We start from the raw sequence: 19,055 nt of genomic DNA on the forward strand, positions 1-19,055 counted from the left end.
TATGAGTACGCAGCGTTATCGCGACGACGGTCCGAGAGCGCGCGGGGAACCAAACCGGGGGGATGCACGGGGCGGCCGGAGGGTGGACGGAGAGTCCGTCCATAACCGACCGCCCCGTGCGCTGTCATGGACCGGGCGGTCCTCCGTCGGTGCGCGAGCGTAAGGTGGATGGTCGCGCTGCACATCGTCCGACAGGAGCTTTCATGACCAGCACCCTTCCGGCGTCCACGAGTGGAACGTCCCGGCCGAGCACCCTCGCCGAGGGCGACTTCAAGGTGGCGGATCTGTCGCTTGCTGAGTTTGGGCGTAAGGAGATCCGGCTTGCGGAGCATGAGATGCCGGGTTTGATGGCGATTCGTGCTGAGTTTGCTGAGGCGCAGCCGTTGGCGGGTGCGCGGGTCACCGGTTCGTTGCACATGACGATTCAGACCGCGGTGTTGATCGAGACGCTGGTCGCGTTGGGCGCGCAGGTCCGGTGGGCGTCGTGCAACATCTTCTCCACCCAGGATCACGCGGCTGCCGCGATCGTCGTCGGCCCGGACGGCACGCCGGAGGCTCCGGCGGGGGTGCCGGTCTACGCCTGGAAGGGTGAGTCGCTGGGCGAGTACTGGTGGTGCACGGAGCAGGTGCTCACCTGGCCCGACGGGCAGGGCCCGAACATGATCCTCGACGACGGCGGTGACGCGACGCTGTTGGTGCACAAGGGCGTCGAGTTCGAGAGGGCCGGTGTGGTGCCGCCGGTGGAGTCCGCCGACTCGGAGGAGTACGCGGTCATTCTGGACCTGTTGCACCGCTCGCTGGCCGCCGATGGGCAGCGGTGGTCGCGGATCGCGGCGGGGATCCGGGGTGTGACGGAGGAGACCACCACCGGGGTGCACCGGTTGTATGAGATGCACCGGGCGGGCACGTTGTTGTTCCCGGCGATCAACGTGAATGATTCGGTGACGAAGAGCAAGTTCGACAACAAGTACGGCTGCCGGCATTCGCTGATCGACGGGATCAACCGGGCCACGGACACGTTGATCGGCGGCAAGTTGGCCGTGGTGATGGGTTACGGGGATGTGGGTAAGGGCTGCGCGGAGTCGTTGCGGGGGCAGGGCGCCCGGGTGGTGGTGACCGAGGTCGATCCGATCTGCGCCCTGCAGGCGGCGATGGACGGCTATCAGGTCGCGACGCTGGATGACGTGGTCGAGACCGCGGACATCTTCATCACCGCCACCGGCTGCTTTAACGTGATCACCAATGAGCACATGGCGCGGATGAAGCACCAGGCGATCGTGGGTAACATCGGGCACTTCGACAACGAGATCGACATGGCCGGTCTGGCCAAGCGTGCGGATGTGACCCGGGAGAACATCAAGCCGCAGGTCGACCTGTGGCGTTTCGCCGACGGGCACGCGGTGATCGTGCTGTCGGAGGGGCGGTTGTTGAACCTGGGCAACGCCACCGGCCACCCCAGCTTCGTGATGTCCAACTCGTTTGCGAATCAGACGATCGCGCAGATCGAGTTGTACACCAAGACCGACCAGTACCCCACCGGCGTGTACGTGCTGCCCAAACACCTCGACGAGAAGGTCGCCCGGCTGCACCTGGACGCCCTCGGCGCGAAACTGACCACCCTGACCAAGGAACAAGCCGCCTACCTCGGCGTGCCCCAGCAAGGCCCCTTCAAGCCCGACCACTACCGCTACTGACCGGACCGGCCACGGCCGGGCCGCCGCTGCCAGCCAGCGACGGCCCGGCCGTTCCGTGTCCGGCGTGGGATCAGTCGGGGCGGCCGGGCGACCGCCGGGAAGGGCGCACCCAGGTCCAGACGCACCACGCCAGCCAGGCGAGCGAAACCGCCGCCGCGAGCGGCCGTAACCGCAGCGCGCTGAGCAGCAGCACCAGCGCGAGCACGGCCAACCAGGGCCCGAAACCCCTCATGCCCGCCATCGCCGAAGGTCGAGCGGCACGGCGGGCACCTCGGGTGCCGGTGCGGCGCTGGTGGGGGTGACGAGCTCGTCGGCCATTCGTGTCCTGTCCTGGGGCGGAGAAGCCGGATCCTCCCACAGGACGGCGCGGCGAGGTCGTCTAGGCGGGTATCGAGTTGCTGCCGGCGCGGACGCAACTCGGCGGAGAGTGATATGCCGGTGGGGCATATTCATGCCGCTCAGGAATATTGCTTTCCCGCGAGTCTGTCTTCGCGGCGCGACACGTCGAGTCGGCCGGGCTTCGTCGGTTGTGCTGGCGAGCGAACGACCGGTGCGGACGGCGGGATCGGCGAGGCCGCTGGGACCGATGTGGCGGCGGTGGTGGCGTCGGACCGCCCGGACGGGGATCATGGTGGGCACGCGGGGTCCGTCGGCGACCGAGGGCAGTACCGTGCCGGAGGACGCGGATCCCACCGATGGAGATGGGGATGGAAAATTAATCCCATGAGAGCTCGGGTACTGGTGGTCGACGACGACCCCGCGCTCGCCGAGATGCTCGGCATCGTCCTGCGCAGCGAGGGGTTCATGCCCGCGTTCGTCGCCGACGGCGAACGTGCGCTGGCCGCGTTCCGGGAGAACCGGCCGGACATCGTGCTGCTCGATCTCATGCTGCCCGGCATGAGCGGCATCGACGTGGCGCGGTCCATCCGGGCCGAGTCGGGCGTTCCGATCGTCATGCTGACCGCCAAGAGCGACACGGTCGACGTCGTCCTCGGGCTGGAGTCCGGCGCGGACGACTACGTGGTCAAGCCGTTCAAGCCGAAGGAACTGGTCGCCCGGATGCGGGCCCGGCTGCGTCGGGGTGAGGACGTCGCCCCCGAGCTGCTCACGATCGGGCCGCCCGGCAACCAGATCACCATCGACGTCCCGGCGCACACGGTCAGCCGCAACGGCGAGGAGGTGAAGCTCACGCCGCTGGAGTTCGACCTGCTGGTCGCGCTCGCCCGCAAGCCGCGCCAGGTCTTCACCCGGGAGGTGCTGCTGGAGCAGGTCTGGGGCTACCGGCACGCCGCCGACACCCGGTTGGTCAACGTGCACGTGCAGCGGCTGCGAGCCAAGATCGAGCCGGATCCGGAGCGACCGGAAATCATCCTCACCGTGCGGGGCGTGGGCTACAAGGCGGGCACCGGATAGCCTGGTCACACTGTGGCCACCTCCTCGATCCCGGGCTCGACGACGACGGCTTCCCCGCGGCGCGCCGCCGCCGGGGAGCTGTGGCGTGCCCTGCGCGCTCGGGGGGCGCGGGTGGTCGCCGGGCTGCACCAGACCTGGCGCCGCTCACTGCAGGTGCGTGTGGTGACCATCACACTGCTGGCGTCCAGCCTGCTCGTGGGTGGCTTCGCGTACCTGATCGCCGACAAGATCACCAACATCCTGCTGGAGAGCGCCGAGGCCGACGTGCACGCCCGCCTGCGTGGCGGGGCGTCGTACGCGGCCAAGCAGCTCGGCCTCTACAACCAGCCCAACGAGGCCCAGTTCCAGGAGACCGTCGACGGCACGGTGAACTACCTGGCCGGCGGCGACCCGCAGCAGACCACCGGTGTGGTGGTCGCGCTGACCGGCGACAGCTTCCCCGGGATCATCCAACCCCGGACGTCGCCGGCAGTCGGCGATCTCGGCCGGCTGATCAGCCCGGAGTTGCGCGCCACCGTCGCGGAAGGCGCCGTCGCCAGCCAGATCAGCACCGGGCGGCTCGGCGAGGCACGCACGAAATATCTGGTCTACGGGTCGCCGGTGCCCACCCGGTTCGGGCAGGTCGAGCTCTACTACCTCGTACCGCTGACCGAGCAGGACGCCACCGCCGCCGAGGCCCGGGCGACCGTGGCCGCCACCGGCGTCGCCCTGGTGCTGCTGCTCGGCCTGCTCGCCGCCCTGGTCACCCGCCTGGTCGTGACCCCGGTACGGGTGGCCGCCCGGACGGCCCAGCGCCTCTCCGCCGGCCTGCTCGACCAGCGGATGGCCGTCAACGGGGAGGACGACCTGGCGCTGCTCGCCGCCTCCTTCAACCAGATGGCGACGAACCTGCAACGGCAGATCCTCCGGCTGGAGGAGATGTCCCGCCTGCAGCGGCGGTTCACCTCGGACGTGTCGCACGAGCTGCGGACGCCGTTGACGACGGTCCGGATGGCGGCCGACCTGATCTTCGCCGAGCGGGACGAGTTCGACCCGGCGGTGGCCCGCAGCGCCGAGCTGCTCCAGGCCGAGCTGGACCGGTTCGAGGAACTGTTGACCGACCTGCTGGAGATCAGCCGCTTCGACGCCGGCTTCGCCGCGCTCGACGCCGAGCCCACCGACCTGGTGCCGGTGGTGCACCGGGTCGCCGACCGGCTGGCCGGCCTCGCCGAACGGGTCGGGGTGGCCATCGAGCTGGACGTGCCCGGCGGCTCGGTGATCGCCGAGGTCGACCCGCGCCGCGTCGAGCGAGTGCTGCGCAACCTGGTCGGCAACGCCGTCGAGCACGGTGAGGGCAAGCCGGTGCGGATCACCCTGGGCATGGACGAGACCGCCGTGGCGGTCACCGTGCGCGACCACGGCGTGGGGCTCAAGCCCGGCGAGGAGAAGCTCGTCTTCAACCGGTTCTGGCGGGCCGACCCGTCGCGGGCCCGGCAGACCGGCGGCACCGGCCTGGGCTTGTCGATCAGCCTGGAGGACGCCCGGCTGCACGGCGGGTGGCTGGAGGCGTGGGGCGCGCCGGGCCAGGGCGCCCAGTTCCGGCTCACCCTGCCGGTCCGCGCCGGCGATCGGCTCACCACGTCGCCGCTGCGGCTGGTGCCGGCCGACGCCGCCCTGCCCTTCGGTGGCCCACGCGGGGGCGGCCTGCTCGCCATCGGCCCGGGCAGTTCGGGCGCGCTGGCCGTCGGTCCGGCGCCGGCCGCCGAGCAGGCGGAGGTGGGCAGATGACCCGACGGCTGGTCGCCGGCCTGCTCGGCGGCATCCTGCTGGTCACGGCGGCGGGCTGCGGCATCCCGGACAACACCGAGGTGCGCATCGAGGGTCCGGGCCCGGCGACCGAGGCAGGTGCCAGCAGCGGGGGCCGGGTGGAGCCCCCGGGCCGTACGGCGAGTGACAGCCCGGCGGAGTTCGTCGAGAACTTCCTTTCGGCCGCCGCCGGTGAGCCGGACGGGGCGTACGACCGGGTGCGCCAGTTCATCGACAGCGCCGACCGGTCCCGGCTGCCGCACAAGCAGGGCAGCGAGGTGGCGCTGACCGTGATCCGGCTGCTGGAGCAGCCGAAGATCGTCACCGCTCCGGACGAGATCCGGGTCACCCTCAAGGTGCAGCAGGTCGGGCAGTTGGGGGCCGACGGCGTACTGGCGCCGCCGGAGGCGACCACGACGTCGTACGAGTTCGGCCTGCGCCCGATCGTGCAGGAGGCCAGCGAGAAGACCAACTGGTTCGTGGTCGACCCACCCCCGGTGCCGTTGCTCAGCGTCCAGGCGCTGGAGACCTACTACACCCCCAGGACGATCTACTTCTGGAGCACCGACCGCCGCCGCCTGGTGCCGGACCAGCGCTACCTGCCTCGTGCCGTGCCCAACGACCGGCAGGTCACCGAGGTGGTCCGGTGGCTGATCGGCGGCCCGTCGGCCTGGCTGCGCAAGAGCGCGAGCCCCCTGCCGGACCGTCCGCGGCTGATCAACAACGCCACCCGGACGGACGACCGCTGGGAGGTCAACCTGGACATGCCCGGTGACGACAGCACCCGTCTGGAGCTGTTGGGCACCCAGCTCGCGCACTCGCTGCCGGAGCTGGACGGTCAGCTCGAGCTGAAGGTCGGCAACCAGTCCCGGTTGGTCATCGACGATCTGCAGCAGCGCCGCGAGGCGCTCCCGGTGTACCAGCTCGGCAGCGAGCCGCCGCAGCCGTTCTGTGTCTACGAGGGTGCCGTCCACCCCCTTCAGTACGCCGATCCGGCGGACGTGCCGGTGCCGGTGGCCGAGGTGGCGAACACGGGTGTGGTCTCGGCTTCCTTCAGCCGCTCCGGGCAGCGGGTCCTGGCCGCTCTCGTGGTGGCCGGCGGGAACGGCCGGCAGCACCTGTCCGCCGGGTTCGGCACCGCACCCGTCGCGTCGTTCAGCCGCAGCGCCGGGAGCTTCCGGAAGATGGGCCGGCCGGTCTGGCTGCGCTCGGCCGATCCGCAGGCCCCCACCGGTCTGGTCGTCGGCGACGGCCGGCTCTACCGGTTCGACGGGCGGGCCAATCTGCACGAGGTGCAGCTGGCCGTGCCGGGGGCCGTGACGGCCGTGGCGGCCTCCCTGGACGGCCACCGGACCGCGGTCATCGCCGGTGGCGGGCTGTATGTGGCGTCGGTGGGCCAGGAGGGCGACGGGCTGACCTTCGGCCCGCCGCGCCGGCTGCCCACGTCGCTGACCGGGCTCACCGCCGTCGACTGGTACGACGAGAACAGGCTGGTCGTGGCCGGGTCCAACGGTCAGCCGGCGATCTACGAGGTCGGCGTGGACGGCGTCCGGGAGACCGAGCTGCAGGCCACGGGCGCGACGGTCACCCACCTGTCGGCGTACCCGGCGAACCCGGCGGCCCGGTTCGGGATGGTCCTGTACGAGGCCAACCGGGTGGCGTTCCGGGGCTTCCCGTCCGAGCGGATCGAGCGCGCGCAGGTGGGCGGCGTCGATGACGCCTCCGCCCGCTCGGGCGACCCGACCGTGCCCTTCTTCCTGTACTGATCTCCGTGCGGGACCTCGGCCGGCTCGTCGCGGACCTCGGCGCTCTGGTGCTTCCGGCGGACTGCGCCGGCTGCGGGGAACGCCGGCCCGGGCTGCGCCACGGCGTCTGCCCGGACTGCGTCGCCGTTCTCGACGGGCTGCGGCCCCGGCCGGTACGTCCGACCCCCGCGCCGGCCGGCCTTCCGCCCTGCGTGGCTCTCGGCCCGTACGCGGGCCCGCTTCGGGAGACGCTGCTCGCGTACAAGGACCACGGCCGGCACGGGCTGGCCCGGCCGCTGGGCGCGCTGCTCGCCGAGGTGGTGGCCGTCGCGGTCGGCGCGGCGCGGCCGGTGCTGCTGGTGCCGGTGCCGGACACTCCGGCCGCGGCCCGCGCCCGCTACGGCGACCACCTGGGCCGGCTGGCCCGCCACTGCGCCGGCCGGCTGCGCGGGGTCGGCTGGCCGGTGGCGGTCCGGCACGCCCTGCGGGCCCTGCCCCGCCCCGACTCGGTGACGCTGGACAGCGCCGGCCGCGCCGCGGCGGCGGAGGCGGCGTTCCGGCCGCGCCGAGGGTGGCGGCCGGTGCCGGCGGACGCGGCCGTCGTCGTCCTGGACGACATCGTCACCACCGGGTCGACGCTCGCCGCGGTGAGCCGCGCGCTGACCGCCACCGGCCGCGCACCCTCGGTGGCGGCGGTGCTCGCCGCCACCGAGAAAAGGCACCAGTCGTAACCGATCGTGTTTCCGTTTCACCCGTTGGTGTACGAGCTGTGAAAATTCCTGGGCCGTCCAGACAACCAGGGGTGACGGCCGCCGGAACAGGAGTTAGCGTCGTGCTGTCGGGGGTAGGAGGAGGTCTCCCACCCGCCCCCGGCGGTGAAAGGAGGCGTAGCCGCACTGACCGGTCGACGCCGAGTGGGACCGCCCCCGACGGACGCGACCGGCTACCGCATGAACGACCGTCCGATCTAGGGAGGTCACGTGGACATCGTGGTCAAGGGCCGAAATGTCGAAGTGCCGGACCATTACCGGGTGCACGTAGCGGAGAAGCTCGCGAAGATCGAGCGCTACGACCAGAAACTTATCCGCGTCGATGTCGAGCTGTTCCACGAGCGCAATCCGCGCCAGTCGGACCACTGCCAGCGGGTGGAGATCACCTGCGTTTCCCGTGGCCCGGTGATCCGGGCCGAGGCCTGCACGAACGACTTCTACAGCGCGCTCGACGCCGCCATCGCCAAGCTCGACACCCGGCTGCGCCGGGCGGCCGACCGGCGCCGGGTCCACCGCGGCCGGCCGCCGATCTCCGTCGCGGCCGCCACCGCCGGTCTGCCGGTGGCCGACCTCGCCGCTCCCGCGGCCAAGAACGGCGCCACGGCGACGGCCGTGGCCGAGCGGGTCGAGGAGGAGGAGTACGACGACCAGCCCTGGCACATCGCGCGGGAGAAGGTGCACCCCGCCGAGCCGATGACCATCGACGACGCCCTGTTCCAGATGGAACTGGTCGGGCACGACTTCTACCTGTTCCAGGACAAGGAGTCCGGCCGGCCCAGCGTCGTCTACCGGCGCCACGCGTACGACTACGGGATCATCTCCCTGGACATCTGAGCCGGGGCAGGTGCGGAGCCGGGTCGGATCGACCGACCCGGCTCGCCGACCGGCCGCCCCTCCACCGGCGCGGCCCGGTCAGCCTTCGAGGTCGCCGGGCAGCAGACCGAACAACGTGGTGTCGGCTCGGGTGCCGTCGACACCGGGGAGCCGGCCGCGCTCCCTGCCCTCCCGGCGGAAGCCGGCCCGCTCCAGCACCCGCTCGGAGGCCGTGTTGCCCACATGGGTGCCCGCCCAGATCCGTTCCAGCCCCACGTCGGCGAACCCCCAGTTGGCGAGCAGCCGTACCGTGCGGGTGGCGTAGCCGCGCCCCCGCCAGTCCGGCAGCAGGCTGTAGCCGACCATGGCCTGCCGGGTGGCCGGCTCGTCGTACATCAGCACGCAGGTGCCGGCGGCGTCCCCGCTCGCGGCGTCGAGGATCACCAGGTTCGCGGCCTGGCCGCTCAGCCACCGGCTCATGGCCTGCCGGCAGTGCTGTTCGACGACCTGCCGGGCGGGTGGCTCCGGCGGTACCCGGCTGGCGACCACCTCGGGGCGGGTGTGCAGCCCGTACATGAGGTCCACGTCGACGGGACCGAGCGGGCGCAGGGTCACCACACCGTCGGTGAGCCGGCCGCCGGGCAGGTCCGGTAGCAGTCGGGGGGCCGGCCCGGGCGGGTCGTCGGCGAGGCGTACCCAGGCGATCGAGTCGCGTCGCCCGCCGTCGCGGGCCGGGCCGGCGTTTCGGCGTACGCCCTCGTGGTGGAAGCCGGCTGCCATCGCCACCCGCTGGCTGGCGGCGTTCTCGGGGTCGGTGAGCAGCTCCAGCCGGGCGGTGCCGGTGGCGAACGCCCGCTCGGCGAGCGCCCGGGTCGCGGCCGTGGCGACGCCCCGCCCACGGGCCCACGGTGCGGTCCAGTAGCCGATCTCCGCCTGCTGCCGGACCGGGACCGGGTTGCTCAACCCGACGGTGCCCAACAGCCGGTCGGTGGTCCGGTCGGCGATCGCGTACGCGGCGCCACCGGTGGCCCAGGCCGCGGGCGCCCCCTCGGTGATCCACCGACGCGCGTCGGCCTCGGTGTACGGCGAGGGCAGGCCGGGCAGGAAGCGCTGGGTCAGCGGGTCGGCGCAGCCGGCGGCGATGTCGGCGGCGTCGTCGGGGCGGAAGGGGCGCAGCCGGACGCCGTACGCCTCGACGGCCTCCGGCGTCATGCGAGGTCCTCCGCGACGAGCGCGCCGACCCAGGCGTCCGTGCGGGTGCCCCGGTGGTTGAGCGCGGCGCGGGCGGTGCCCTCGAACCGGAACCCCGCCTTCTCGGCCGCCCGCCGGGACGCGGAGTTGCCGACGTTCGCCCGCCACTCGATCCGGGCGAGGCCCAGCGCGGTGAAGCCCCAGGCGCCCAGCGCGGTCAGCGCGGCGGACAGGTAGCCCCGGCCCCGCGCGTGCGGCGCGGTCATGAAGCCGACGCTGGCCAGCAGCGGATCGGTGGGGGAGAGCCGCAGGTCGATGGCGCCGGCGAACCGGTCGGCGGGGTCGGCGATGGCGAAACAGGCGCTGGTGCCGGCGGCCCACGCCTGCTGGCCGTAGGCGAGGTACGCCTCGGCGTCGCAGCGCTCGTACGGGTCCGGGACCGTGGTCCAGCGCAGCGTGTCGGGGTCGCGGCAGGTGACGACGATGCCTTCGACGTCCCGTTCCTCCATCGGGCGGAGCCGCACCTCGCCCGCGCCGACCGTGGCGAACAGGACCGGCTGGGCCTGACCGAAGACGGCGGCCCGGCGGGCCTCGAGCGTGCCCGGGCCGGCGGGCCCGGTCTCGCCCGGCGCCGGGACCTCACCCGGCAGCAGCGAGCCGAACCACTCGTGGGTGCCGTACGCGGGGTCGGCGGCCCGGAGCCGCCCCTCGATCTGGAAACCGGCCCGGAGCGCGACGAGCCGGGAGGCGTGGTTGCCGACGAGCGCACCCCAGAGCAGCCGGCGCAGCTTCAGGCCGTCGAACGCCCAGCGGGCGAGGGCCCGGGTGGCGCGGACGGCGACGCCGCGACCCCGCGCCCAGGGGGCGGTCCAGTAGCCGACCTCGCTGGTCTGATGGGCGCTCCGGTCGATCGAGATGAGGCCGCAGGCGCCGAGCAGTTCCCCGGTCGTCGCGTCGCAGACCGCGAACGGCGCGCCGGTGCCGCTCTCCCACTGCTGGCGGGACGACTCGGTGACGAACGACTGGGCGTGTTCCGGCAGGTAGGGGCGCGGAACGGTGGTCCAGCGCTGAATGTCCGGATCCTGGCAGGCGCGGTGCACGGCGTCGGCGTCGCCGGCCTGCCAAGGCCGCAACAGAAGACCGGCTTCGGTGATCTCGATCGGCTTCACCCGAGCCATCGTGCCGGATCGTTCGCCCACGGCGTAACCGGATAACGCGTCACCCGCGACCCGCACGTACGTTATGACTGTTTCGACCGCTCGGACCCCTGCCACCAGTGACCGCCGACGCGGTGGAGCGCCTACGATAGTTCGAGACTGTCTAGGGGAGCGTTGATCCGTGTCGATTCTGGAAAAGGTCCTCCGCGCCGGCGAGGGCCGCATGGTGCGCCGGCTGAAGGCCATCGCCGCCGCCGTCAACTCGATCGAGGACGACTACGTCAACCTCACCGACGACGAACTGCGGGCACTGACCGAGCAGTTCAAACAGCGGCTGGCCGACGGCGAGACGCTCGACGACCTGCTGCCCGAGGCTTTCGCGGTGTGCCGCGAGGCGGCCGCCCGCGTGCTCGGCCAGCGCCCGTACGACGTCCAGGTGATGGGTGGCGCGGCGCTGCACTTCGGCAACATCGCCGAGATGAAGACCGGTGAGGGCAAGACCCTGACCTCGGTGATGCCGGTCTACCTCAACGCCCTCTCCGGCAACGGCGTGCACGTGATCACGGTCAACGACTACCTGGCCGAGCGGGACGCCGCCTGGATGGGCCGGGTGCACGAGTTCCTCGGCCTCACCGTCGGCGTGGTGCTGCCCAACCGGCCGGCCGCCGAGCACCGGGCCGCGTACGAGTGCGACATCACCTACGGCACCAACAACGAGTTCGGCTTCGACTACCTGCGCGACAACATGGCCTGGTCGAAGGACGATCTGGTCCAGCGCGGCCACAACTTCGCCGTCGTCGACGAGGTCGACTCGATCCTCATCGACGAGGCCCGGACCCCGCTGATCATCTCTGGTCCGGCCGAGCACTCCGCCCGGTGGTACGGCGAGTTCGCCGCCGTGGTGGCCCGCCTCCAGCCCGGCAAGGACGGCGAGGGCGACTACGAGGTCGACTACGCCAAGCGCACGATCGCCGTCACCGAGCGCGGCGTGGCCAAGGTCGAGGACCGGCTCGGCATCGACAACCTCTACGAGTCGGTCAACACCCCGCTGGTCGGTTACCTCAACAACGCGATCAAGGCCAAAGAGCTCTACAAGCGCGACAAGGACTACATCGTCAGCGACGGCGAGGTCCTGATCGTCGACGAGTTCACCGGCCGCATCCTGCACGGCCGCCGCTACAACGAGGGCATGCACCAGGCGATCGAGGCCAAGGAGGGGGTGGAGATCAAGCAGGAGAACCAGACCCTCGCCACGATCACCCTCCAGAACTACTTCCGCCTCTACGAGAAGCTGTCCGGCATGACCGGTACCGCCCAGACCGAGGCGGGCGAGTTCAACAAGGTCTACAAGGTCGGCGTGGTGACCATCCCGACCCACCGGCCGATGATCCGCCAGGACCGCCCCGACGTCATCTACAAGACCGAGAAGGCCAAGTTCAACGCTGTCGTGGAGGACATCGCCGAGCGGCACCACGCGGGCCAGCCGGTGCTCGTCGGCACGGTCTCGGTGGAGAATTCCGAGATCCTCTCCCAGCTGCTGCGCCGCCGGGGCATCCCGCACTCGGTGCTGAACGCCAAGTTCCACGCCCGCGAGGCGGAGATCGTCGCCCAGGCGGGCCGCAAGGGCGCGGTCACCGTCGCCACCAACATGGCCGGCCGCGGCACCGACATCCTCCTCGGCGGCAACCCCGAGTTCCTCGCCGCGACCGAGCTGCGCCAGCGCGGGCTCGACCCGATCGAGCACGAGGAGGAGTACGCCAAGGCGATGGAGGAGGTCCTGCCCAAGTGGAAGCAGGCCTGCGACGCCGAGGCGGAGGAGGTCGCCGCCGCCGGCGGTCTCTACGTGCTGGGCACCGAGCGGCACGAGTCCCGGCGCATCGACAACCAGCTGCGCGGCCGGTCGGGCCGGCAGGGTGACCCCGGCGAGTCCCGCTTCTACCTCTCGCTCCAGGACGAGCTGATGAAGCGCTTCCGCTCCGGCGCGGTCGAGGCGGTCATGGAGCGCTTCAACATCCCGGAGGACGTGCCCATCGAGTCGAAGATGGTCACCCGCCAGATCAAGAGCGCCCAGGCGCAGATCGAGGCCCAGAACGCCGAGATCCGCAAGAACGTCCTCAAGTACGACGAGGTCATGAACAAGCAGCGCCAGGTGATCTACGCCGAGCGGCTGCGGGTGCTCAACGGCGAGGACCTGTCCGACCAGGTCCGGAACATGATCGACGACGTCGTCGAGGCGTACGTGCAGGGTGCCACCGCCGAGGGGTACGCCGAGGACTGGGACCTCGAGCAGCTCTGGGCCAACCTCAAGCAGCTCTACCCGGTCGGCGTCACCATCGAGGAGCTGGAGGAGGAGGCCGGCGGCTCGCGGGCGAGCATGGACGTCGACTTCCTGCTCAGCCGCCTCAAGGAGGACGCGCACGCCGCGTACGACCGCCGCGAGGAGCAGCTCGGCGAGGAGGGCACCCGCCAGCTCGAGCGGATGGTCCTGCTCCAGGTGATCGACCGCAAGTGGCGCGAGCACCTCTACGAGATGGACTACCTCCAGGAGGGCATCAGCCTCCGGGCGTACGCCCAGCGCGACCCGGTGGTGGAGTACCAGCGCGAGGGCTTCGACATGTTCGCCACCATGATGGACGGCATCAAGGAGGAGACGGTCGGCTTCCTCTACAACCTGGAGGTGCAGGTCCAGGAGCCGGAGCCGGAGCCGGACGAGGTCAAGCTGTTGGAGAAGCCGGTCGAGATCCGGGCCAAGGGCCTGGGCCGGGCGCCGCAGCAGCAGGGCCTGCAGTACTCCGCGCCGACCATTGACGGCGAGGCGGGGCGTGGCTCGGTCGCGGTGGAGCGCGCCGACCAGGCGCCGCCGCCGGCCCGGCCCGCGTCCTCGGCTCCGGCGGCTCCCGGCCGCACCGCCCCGACCGCTCCCCAGCGGTCGGCGAAGGGGGCGCTCGGCCACGCTGTCGCGGCCGGCACCGCCCGCCGGCCCGCACCCGGCCAGGCCGAGGGCAGCAACGGCCCCTCCCGCAACGCCCCGTGCCCGTGCGGCTCCGGCCGCAAGTACAAGCGCTGCCACGGCGCCCCCGGCGGGGCCGCCTGACCGGAGCCGTCAGGGCCCAGCCAGCTCGACCCGACCGGGCCGCGGTCTCCCCTCACGGGGGATCGCGGCCCGTGCCGTTTCCGGAATCCGCCGCTGCGCGTCAGAGGACCTGGAGGGCGGTGCAGAGCCAGCTGCCGCGGCGGTGCTCCAGGCGCAGGGCCATCGCCGACGTCCGGCCGGCCGGCCCGGCCAGCACGACGGCCGCCTCGACGATCCCGTCGCGCGGCTCGCACGCCCGTAGCCGGCGCAGGTGCACGGCCGGCCGGGTGGAGCGGCGCCGCGCCGGACCGGAGCGGGGCGTGGCCCGGGCCAGCTCGGGCAGCAGGTCGGCCGCCCGGGCTGGATCGAGCAGGGGGCGCAGCTGGTGGGGCGGGCGGTAACCGTTGACGACCTCCAGGCAGGTGGCGACGAACCGGTGCGCCGCCCGGGTCGCCTCGGGAGTGGCGGTGACCAGTGCCGCGGCGGGCAGCGGGAGCGGTGCGCGGCCCGGACCGGGCGGAGCCGGTCGGGACCGGTGCCGGCGGTCCGGCGGGCGCGGGATCGAGCCGCGTGCGGCCTCGAAGAGGTCGAGAGCGAGTTGGCCGTGGGCCGGCCAGCGCGCCGGGTCGTCCTCGACGCAGGGCGGGTCGAAGGAGGGGGCCGGACGCAGCCGGACGGGCGGCCGGACCGGACCGGGACGACGGTAGTCGGGCATCCGGGGCCCTCCAGATTCCTGCGTTTGCTTTCGTTTCCCTACGGACAGCATCGATTCTCGGGCACGGCAGAGCCCTCGGTCAATGCTCAGGGTCCTGTTCGGGTCACTCCGCGTCGCGGTCGGCGAGCGGATTGCTGCGTACCCACTCGGCGGTCTCCGCGTGCTTGCGGTCGATGTACTCCTCGAGCCGGGCGCGCTCCACGCGCCACTGGCCCCGCCCGCCGATCTTGATCGCGGGCAGTTCGCCGCTGCGCACCATGTGGTAGACCTGCGAATCCGAGACGTTCAACTCGGCGGCGACATCGGACAGCAGCAGGAACCTGGGCTCCGCCACGGAGACTCCCTGGGTTGGCAGCGTTTGCATCAGTTTGCCACCGCCGGCCCGGTCCGGCCCAGCGCCGGTCCGTCGCGCGGCCGGTTCCGCGCCGGGACACTCCGGGAGGGAGCTTCCACCGGGGCGGGTCTGGGTGTATGACGGTCACGGCGTACGGCATGATCGGCGCCGGTGCCGGCATCCGCCGGTGGAGGACCTGAGCAGGGGAGACGACCGGTGAGCGACGACCGTGTCCGGGTGTACGTGCCGGCGACCGTCCCGATGCTGACCCTGCTGCGCGCCGACGGGCTGCCCGCCGCCTCCGCGCACGCGGTCACCCCGGCGCTGCGCGAGTGGTATGCCGAGGGCGACGAGGAGGAACTGGAGTACGTGGCCTTCACCCGGGCCGCCCAGGACGCCCTGCAACTGCTGCGGGCCGACCCCGCCGCGCCCCGGCGCCGCGTCGTCGTCTCGGCGGACCTGCCGGCCCCGATGGTGGGGCGCGGTGACGGGGACCTGGGCTCCAGCATCGTCGAGTTGACCGGGCTCGTGCCGGTGGCGGCGGTGGCCGCGATCCACGTCGACGGCTCGGACGCGGTCGAGGACGTCGCCGCCGCGGCCGAGGTGGTGAGCGAGGCGCTCGCCGGCGACCCGGACGCGCAGTTCACCGTCGACGGCGCCGAGGACCACGAGCTGGAGTGGTACGACGTCACGGAGCTGGACCAGCTGCTCGACGCGGCCGGCTGAGGCCGGCGGGCCCGGGCCCGCCGCAGGCGGTGGCGCCGGGAAGGCCGGGGTCAGTCGGCGTCGGCGTCCCGCGGTGCCGGCCCGAGGGTACGGCCGAAGGCGATCATCGCGGTCAGCGCGCCGACGAAGAGCACCCAGATGCCGTTGTCCAGCCGGGAGGTGCCGAGCGAGGTCTGCGCCACCGCGTCCGCCTCGCTGAGCGCGCTGGCCAGGTCGAGCAGTTTGCGCCCGCCGGTCCGCAGGATCACCTCGGTGAGCAGCAGCAGCAGGCCGGGGCCGGCACCGGCCAGCAGGTACGCCGGCCAGCGTAGGCCGGGCGTCTCCGGGGTGCGGCGGGTCGCCCGGCGGCGGGCCCAGGTGAGGTAGCCGAAGGCGAGCAGCCCGGCGACCAGGCCGGCGAGCAGCGACTCGGTGCGGGACACCCACTTCGCGGCGCTGAGCAGCGACTCCTGCGTGTCACCCGCGCCGAACAGGTCGAACAGCGGGTCCCGGGCCCGGCTGAACGCCACCACGAAGACGAGCGTGCCGAGGGCGGCGGCCACCACCGCGCCGACCACGGGCGCGGTCCGCGCCCCGGCGACCGCGCCGCCGATGATCGCGGCGGCGGCGGTGGTGCCGGCGATCACGTTGGTGGTCGCGTTGTCGGCGTACGTGAGGTTGACGGCGAACGCGGCGGCGAGGCCGACCAGCAGGCCGGTGGCGACCGCCGCCACGAAGCGCACGGTGGCCCGGTCCCGGCCGCGGCGCGCGAGCAGGTCGACCCCGAACAGCGCGAAGGCGGCGCCGGCGACGAGCGCGGCGGAGATCACGCCGGGCAGCGCGAACGCGGAGAGGCTGATCGCGGTGACGCCGGCCGCCGCCGAGGTGATCGCCTCCCGGGTCGACCAGAGCATCGCGGCCAGCCAGGCGAGCGCCAGCAGGGCGAGCGCCGGAGCGCCGGGCGCGAGCGGGGGCGTCGCGCCGGCCGCCGCGTCCGGGGTCGACTCGTCGGTGACCGGGCTCGGCTGCTCCGACTCCGCGGCGGAGGAGCCGCCGGGCTGCTTGGTCATCGTCTTCCCTTCGACGGACGCCCGGCCCACGCGAGGCCGGCGGTTCACCGGTCACCCAGGGTACGCGTCCGCCGTCGCCGGCTTCCCGGAGCGCGTCCGCCGCGGAGCGGGGGTGGTGGGGTGCGGGCCGGGTCGTGGGAGAATCGGCCGAGGTCCCGCCGCCGTGACCGGCCCTGGCCGGCTGGCGCCCGGCGTCCGGTCGTCCGGCCGGTGCCCGCGGGTCCGATTTCGCCACCGCTGTCGAGATCGCACAGGAGCCTGTGATGGACGCCGTGTTCTCCGTACCCGAGCCGCGCAACGAGCCGGTACGCACCTACGAGCCGGGGAGCGCCGACCGGGAGCGGCTGCAGCGGCGGCTGGCCGAGCTGGCCGCCGAGCGGATCGACCTGCCGATGACCATCGCGGGCGAGCGGCGGATGGCCGGCGGTGAGTCGATCGACGTGGTGCAGCCGCACAAGCACGCGCACGTGCTGGGCGTCACCGCGCACGCCACCCACGACGACGCCCGCGCCGCGGTCAAGGCCGCGAAGGACGCCGCGCCGATGTGGCGGGCGCTGCCGTTCGAGGAGCGGGCCGCGGTCTTCCTGCGCGCGGCCGACCTGCTCGCCGGCCCCTGGCGGGACACGCTGAACGCCGCCACGATGCTCGGTCAGTCGAAGACCGCCGTCCAGGCGGAGATCGACGCGGCCTGCGAGTTCATCGACTTCCTCCGGTTCAACGTCCACTTCGCCCGCAAGCTCCTCGCCGAGCAGCCGATGTCCTCTCCGGGCGTGTGGAACCGGTTCGACCACCGGCCCCTCGAGGGCTTCGTCTACGCGGTCACGCCGTTCAACTTCACCGCGATCGCCGGCAACCTGCCGTCGGCCCCGGCCCTGGTCGGCAACACCGTGGTGTGGAAGCCGGGCCCCACCCAGCAGTTCGCCGCGCACTTCACGATGCGGCTGTTCGAGGCGGCCGGCCTGCCTCCCGGCGTGATCAACATGGTCACCGGGCGGGGCGAGGAGGTGTCCGACGTGGTGCTCGCCGACCCGGACCTGGCCGGCATCCACTTCACCGGCTCCACGAAGGTCTTCCAGCACCTGTGGCGGACCGTCGGCGAGAACATCGCCCGGTACCGGGGCTACCCCCGGCTGGTCGGCGAGACCGGCGGCAAGGACTTCGTGGTCGCGCACTCCAGCGCCGACGTGGACGCGCTGCACACCGCCCTGATCCGGGGCGCGTACGAGTACCAGGGCCAGAAGTGCTCGGCGGCCTCCCGCGCGTACGTCCCGCGGTCGATCTGGGAGGGTGGGCTGCGGGACCGGCTCGCCGCCACCGTGGAGTCCCTCAGCTACGGTGACGTGACCGACTTCAGCAACTTCGGCGGCGCCGTCATCGACGACAAGGCCTTCTCCCGGCACACCGCCGCCCTGGAGCTCATCTCCGGCGACGACACCTGCCGGATCGTCGCCGGCGGCACCGCCGACGACTCGGTCGGGTACTTCGTGCGGCCGACGCTCTTCGAGTGCACCGACCCGGCCCACGAGACGTTCACCACCGAGTACTTCGGGCCGATCCTCGGCGTGCACGTCTTCGACGACGCCCGGTTCGACGACGTGGTCGCCCAGGCGGAGTCGATCGCGCCGTACGCGCTGACCGGGTCGATCTTCGCGACCGACCGCCGGGTGGTCGACCGGGTCGCCGAGACGATGCGGTACGCGGCGGGCAACTTCTACGTGAACGACAAGCCGACCGGCGCGGTGGTCGGGCAGCAGCCCTTCGGTGGTGCCCGGGCCAGCGGCACCAACGACAAGGCCGGCTCCTGGCACAACCTGGTCCGCTGGACGTCGCCGCGGACGATCAAGGAGACCTTCGTCCCGCCGACCGACCACACCTACCCCCACATGGGCTGAGCGGTGCGGAGGGGCCCCGGCCGAGGCCGGGGCCCCTCTTCCGTGACGGGTGCGACAGCTGATGCGCCCCCTGCGGACTGTCGCCCGCCGACAGTGCACATAGGAACCCCCCATCGGGTGGCGAAACCGCCAAATCCTGGACGCCGGGTCGGCAAAGTGGCAGCGTGATGGCTATGGCGGAATCCGGAGTCAACCCCACGGCGGCAGCCCTGCTCGGGCTGCTCCACGAGGGCCCGATGACAGGTGGCCAGTTGATGGCCGCCGCCGAGCGCCGGTTGGCGCCGTATTGGTCGATGACCCGCAGCCAGGTCTACCGGGAGCTGCCCGTGCTGGCCGAGAAGGGGCTGGTCCGGCTCGGCAAGCCCGGGCCGCGGATGAGTCAGCCGTACGCGATCACGGCGGCCGGGAAGCGGACGTTCTCCAGGTGGCTCGCGGAGGACCCGGGCCGGGACACCATCCGTAACCCGATCGCCCTGCGGATCGCCTTCGGCGACCTCCACTCGGCCAGCCAGCTCAAGAGCCTCCAGGCGGCGGCGAACGAGTACCACACCGAGGCCCTGGCGCGGGTCCGCGAGCAGGTGAAGAACGCGAAGAAGGAAGGCGAGACGTACGACGCCAGCGCGCTGGAGTTCGCCGTCGCCTATCACAAGGCGGCGCTGTCCTGGCTGAAGTCCGCCCCGGTCGGGTGACGCAGTACG

The 19,055-nt window shown here is 72.5% G+C and carries 16 protein-coding genes; 10 read left to right on the plus strand and 6 right to left on the minus strand.

The annotated features are described in order from the left end of the window. Positions 1-203 precede the first annotated feature (203 nt). On the plus strand, positions 204-1,694 hold the full coding sequence (gene ahcY / locus EV376_RS09675; protein WP_130328590.1) for an adenosylhomocysteinase: 1,491 nt from the start codon (positions 204-206) through the stop codon (positions 1,692-1,694). A gap of 70 nt (positions 1,695-1,764) precedes the next feature. Here the strand turns inward: ahcY and EV376_RS30120 are convergent, their stop codons facing one another. Beyond that, positions 1,765-1,926: a hypothetical protein gene (locus tag EV376_RS30120; protein ID WP_165437970.1), complete on the minus strand. Its 162-nt coding sequence runs from the start codon at positions 1,924-1,926 to the stop codon at positions 1,765-1,767. A gap of 491 nt (positions 1,927-2,417) precedes the next feature. On the opposite strand from EV376_RS30120, the gene mtrA reads away from it, so the two are divergent. From mtrA to hpf, 5 genes are all read left to right on the plus strand, one after another. Continuing rightward, positions 2,418-3,107 (plus strand): MtrAB system response regulator MtrA, encoded by a 690-nt coding sequence (mtrA, locus tag EV376_RS09680; RefSeq protein WP_130321877.1) that lies wholly within the window; start codon positions 2,418-2,420, stop codon positions 3,105-3,107. Positions 3,108-3,197: 90 nt separating this feature from the next. Next, complete coding sequence (gene mtrB, locus EV376_RS09685; RefSeq protein ID WP_130328591.1) at positions 3,198-4,874, plus strand: MtrAB system histidine kinase MtrB; 1,677 nt, start codon at positions 3,198-3,200, stop codon at positions 4,872-4,874. Beyond that, positions 4,871-6,658 carry an LpqB family beta-propeller domain-containing protein gene (locus EV376_RS09690; protein ID WP_130321879.1) on the plus strand — a complete coding sequence of 596 codons (1,788 nt, stop codon included), beginning with the start codon at positions 4,871-4,873 and terminating at the stop codon, positions 6,656-6,658. The genes mtrB and EV376_RS09690 overlap by 4 nt, the downstream gene beginning before the upstream one ends. 47 nt (positions 6,659-6,705) lie before the next feature. Continuing rightward, complete coding sequence (locus tag EV376_RS09695; protein ID WP_130328592.1) at positions 6,706-7,368, plus strand: type I phosphoribosyltransferase; 663 nt, start codon at positions 6,706-6,708, stop codon at positions 7,366-7,368. Between the two features lie 249 nt (positions 7,369-7,617). Beyond that, positions 7,618-8,241 carry a ribosome hibernation-promoting factor, HPF/YfiA family gene (gene hpf / locus EV376_RS09700; RefSeq protein WP_130321881.1) on the plus strand — a complete coding sequence of 208 codons (624 nt, stop codon included), beginning with the start codon at positions 7,618-7,620 and terminating at the stop codon, positions 8,239-8,241. A 78-nt stretch (positions 8,242-8,319) separates the two neighbouring features. Here the strand turns inward: hpf and EV376_RS09705 are convergent, their stop codons facing one another. Both EV376_RS09705 and EV376_RS09710 read right to left on the minus strand, forming a co-directional pair. Then, on the minus strand, positions 8,320-9,432 hold the full coding sequence (locus EV376_RS09705) for a GNAT family N-acetyltransferase (RefSeq protein ID WP_130321883.1): 1,113 nt from the start codon (positions 9,430-9,432) through the stop codon (positions 8,320-8,322). After that, entirely contained in the window at positions 9,429-10,589 is a 1,161-nt protein-coding gene (locus EV376_RS09710) for a GNAT family N-acetyltransferase (RefSeq protein WP_486482882.1), read from the minus strand. The genes EV376_RS09705 and EV376_RS09710 overlap by 4 nt, the downstream gene beginning before the upstream one ends. Positions 10,590-10,749: 160 nt before the next feature. Between EV376_RS09710 and secA the strand changes: the two genes are divergently transcribed. Then, on the plus strand, positions 10,750-13,662 hold the full coding sequence (gene secA, locus EV376_RS09715; RefSeq protein WP_130321887.1) for a preprotein translocase subunit SecA: 2,913 nt from the start codon (positions 10,750-10,752) through the stop codon (positions 13,660-13,662). Positions 13,663-13,762: 100 nt separating this feature from the next. Here secA and EV376_RS09720 read toward each other — a convergent pair whose 3' ends face one another. Together EV376_RS09720 and EV376_RS09725 are read right to left on the minus strand one after the other, a co-directional pair. Next, positions 13,763-14,356, minus strand: coding sequence for an Rv3235 family protein (locus EV376_RS09720; RefSeq protein WP_130321889.1), 594 nt, complete (start codon positions 14,354-14,356; stop codon positions 13,763-13,765). A 103-nt stretch (positions 14,357-14,459) separates the two neighbouring features. Further along, positions 14,460-14,690: a helix-turn-helix domain-containing protein gene (locus EV376_RS09725; protein WP_207228091.1), complete on the minus strand. Its 231-nt coding sequence runs from the start codon at positions 14,688-14,690 to the stop codon at positions 14,460-14,462. 216 nt (positions 14,691-14,906) lie between these two features. On the opposite strand from EV376_RS09725, the gene EV376_RS09730 reads away from it, so the two are divergent. After that, positions 14,907-15,416 carry a DUF6912 family protein gene (locus EV376_RS09730; RefSeq protein WP_130321893.1) on the plus strand — a complete coding sequence of 170 codons (510 nt, stop codon included), beginning with the start codon at positions 14,907-14,909 and terminating at the stop codon, positions 15,414-15,416. A gap of 50 nt (positions 15,417-15,466) precedes the next feature. Here EV376_RS09730 and EV376_RS09735 read toward each other — a convergent pair whose 3' ends face one another. Next, positions 15,467-16,465, minus strand: a complete 999-nt coding sequence (locus EV376_RS09735; RefSeq protein ID WP_130321895.1) for a hypothetical protein — start codon at positions 16,463-16,465, stop codon at positions 15,467-15,469. Between the two features lie 263 nt (positions 16,466-16,728). Between EV376_RS09735 and pruA the strand changes: the two genes are divergently transcribed. Together pruA and EV376_RS09745 are read left to right on the plus strand one after the other, a co-directional pair. Beyond that, the gene (gene pruA, locus EV376_RS09740) at positions 16,729-18,357 is read left to right on the plus strand and encodes an L-glutamate gamma-semialdehyde dehydrogenase (protein WP_130321897.1); all 1,629 of its coding nucleotides are present in this window, start codon (positions 16,729-16,731) and stop codon (positions 18,355-18,357) included. 173 nt (positions 18,358-18,530) lie between these two features. Next, positions 18,531-19,046 (plus strand): helix-turn-helix transcriptional regulator, encoded by a 516-nt coding sequence (locus tag EV376_RS09745; RefSeq protein WP_130321899.1) that lies wholly within the window; start codon positions 18,531-18,533, stop codon positions 19,044-19,046. Positions 19,047-19,055 lie beyond the last annotated feature (9 nt).

This window comes from Micromonospora sp. CNZ295 (assembly GCF_004217535.1).

Bases quoted from the DNA above. Each gene is read 5' to 3' on its own strand.
- ahcY (WP_130328590.1), top strand. From the start codon at position 204: ATGACCAGCACCCTTCCGGCGTCCACGAGTGGAACGTCCCGGCCGAGC.
- EV376_RS30120 (WP_165437970.1), bottom strand. From the start codon at position 1,926: ATGAGGGGTTTCGGGCCCTGGTTGGCCGTGCTCGCGCTGGTGCTGCTG.
- mtrA (WP_130321877.1), top strand. From the start codon at position 2,418: ATGAGAGCTCGGGTACTGGTGGTCGACGACGACCCCGCGCTCGCCGAG.
- EV376_RS09690 (WP_130321879.1), top strand. From the start codon at position 4,871: ATGACCCGACGGCTGGTCGCCGGCCTGCTCGGCGGCATCCTGCTGGTC.
- EV376_RS09705 (WP_130321883.1), bottom strand. From the start codon at position 9,432: ATGACGCCGGAGGCCGTCGAGGCGTACGGCGTCCGGCTGCGCCCCTTC.
- EV376_RS09710 (WP_486482882.1), bottom strand. From the start codon at position 10,589: ATGGCTCGGGTGAAGCCGATCGAGATCACCGAAGCCGGTCTTCTGTTG.
- EV376_RS09720 (WP_130321889.1), bottom strand. From the start codon at position 14,356: ATGCCCGACTACCGTCGTCCCGGTCCGGTCCGGCCGCCCGTCCGGCTG.
- EV376_RS09735 (WP_130321895.1), bottom strand. From the start codon at position 16,465: ATGACCAAGCAGCCCGGCGGCTCCTCCGCCGCGGAGTCGGAGCAGCCG.
- pruA (WP_130321897.1), top strand. From the start codon at position 16,729: ATGGACGCCGTGTTCTCCGTACCCGAGCCGCGCAACGAGCCGGTACGC.
- EV376_RS09745 (WP_130321899.1), top strand. From the start codon at position 18,531: ATGGCGGAATCCGGAGTCAACCCCACGGCGGCAGCCCTGCTCGGGCTG.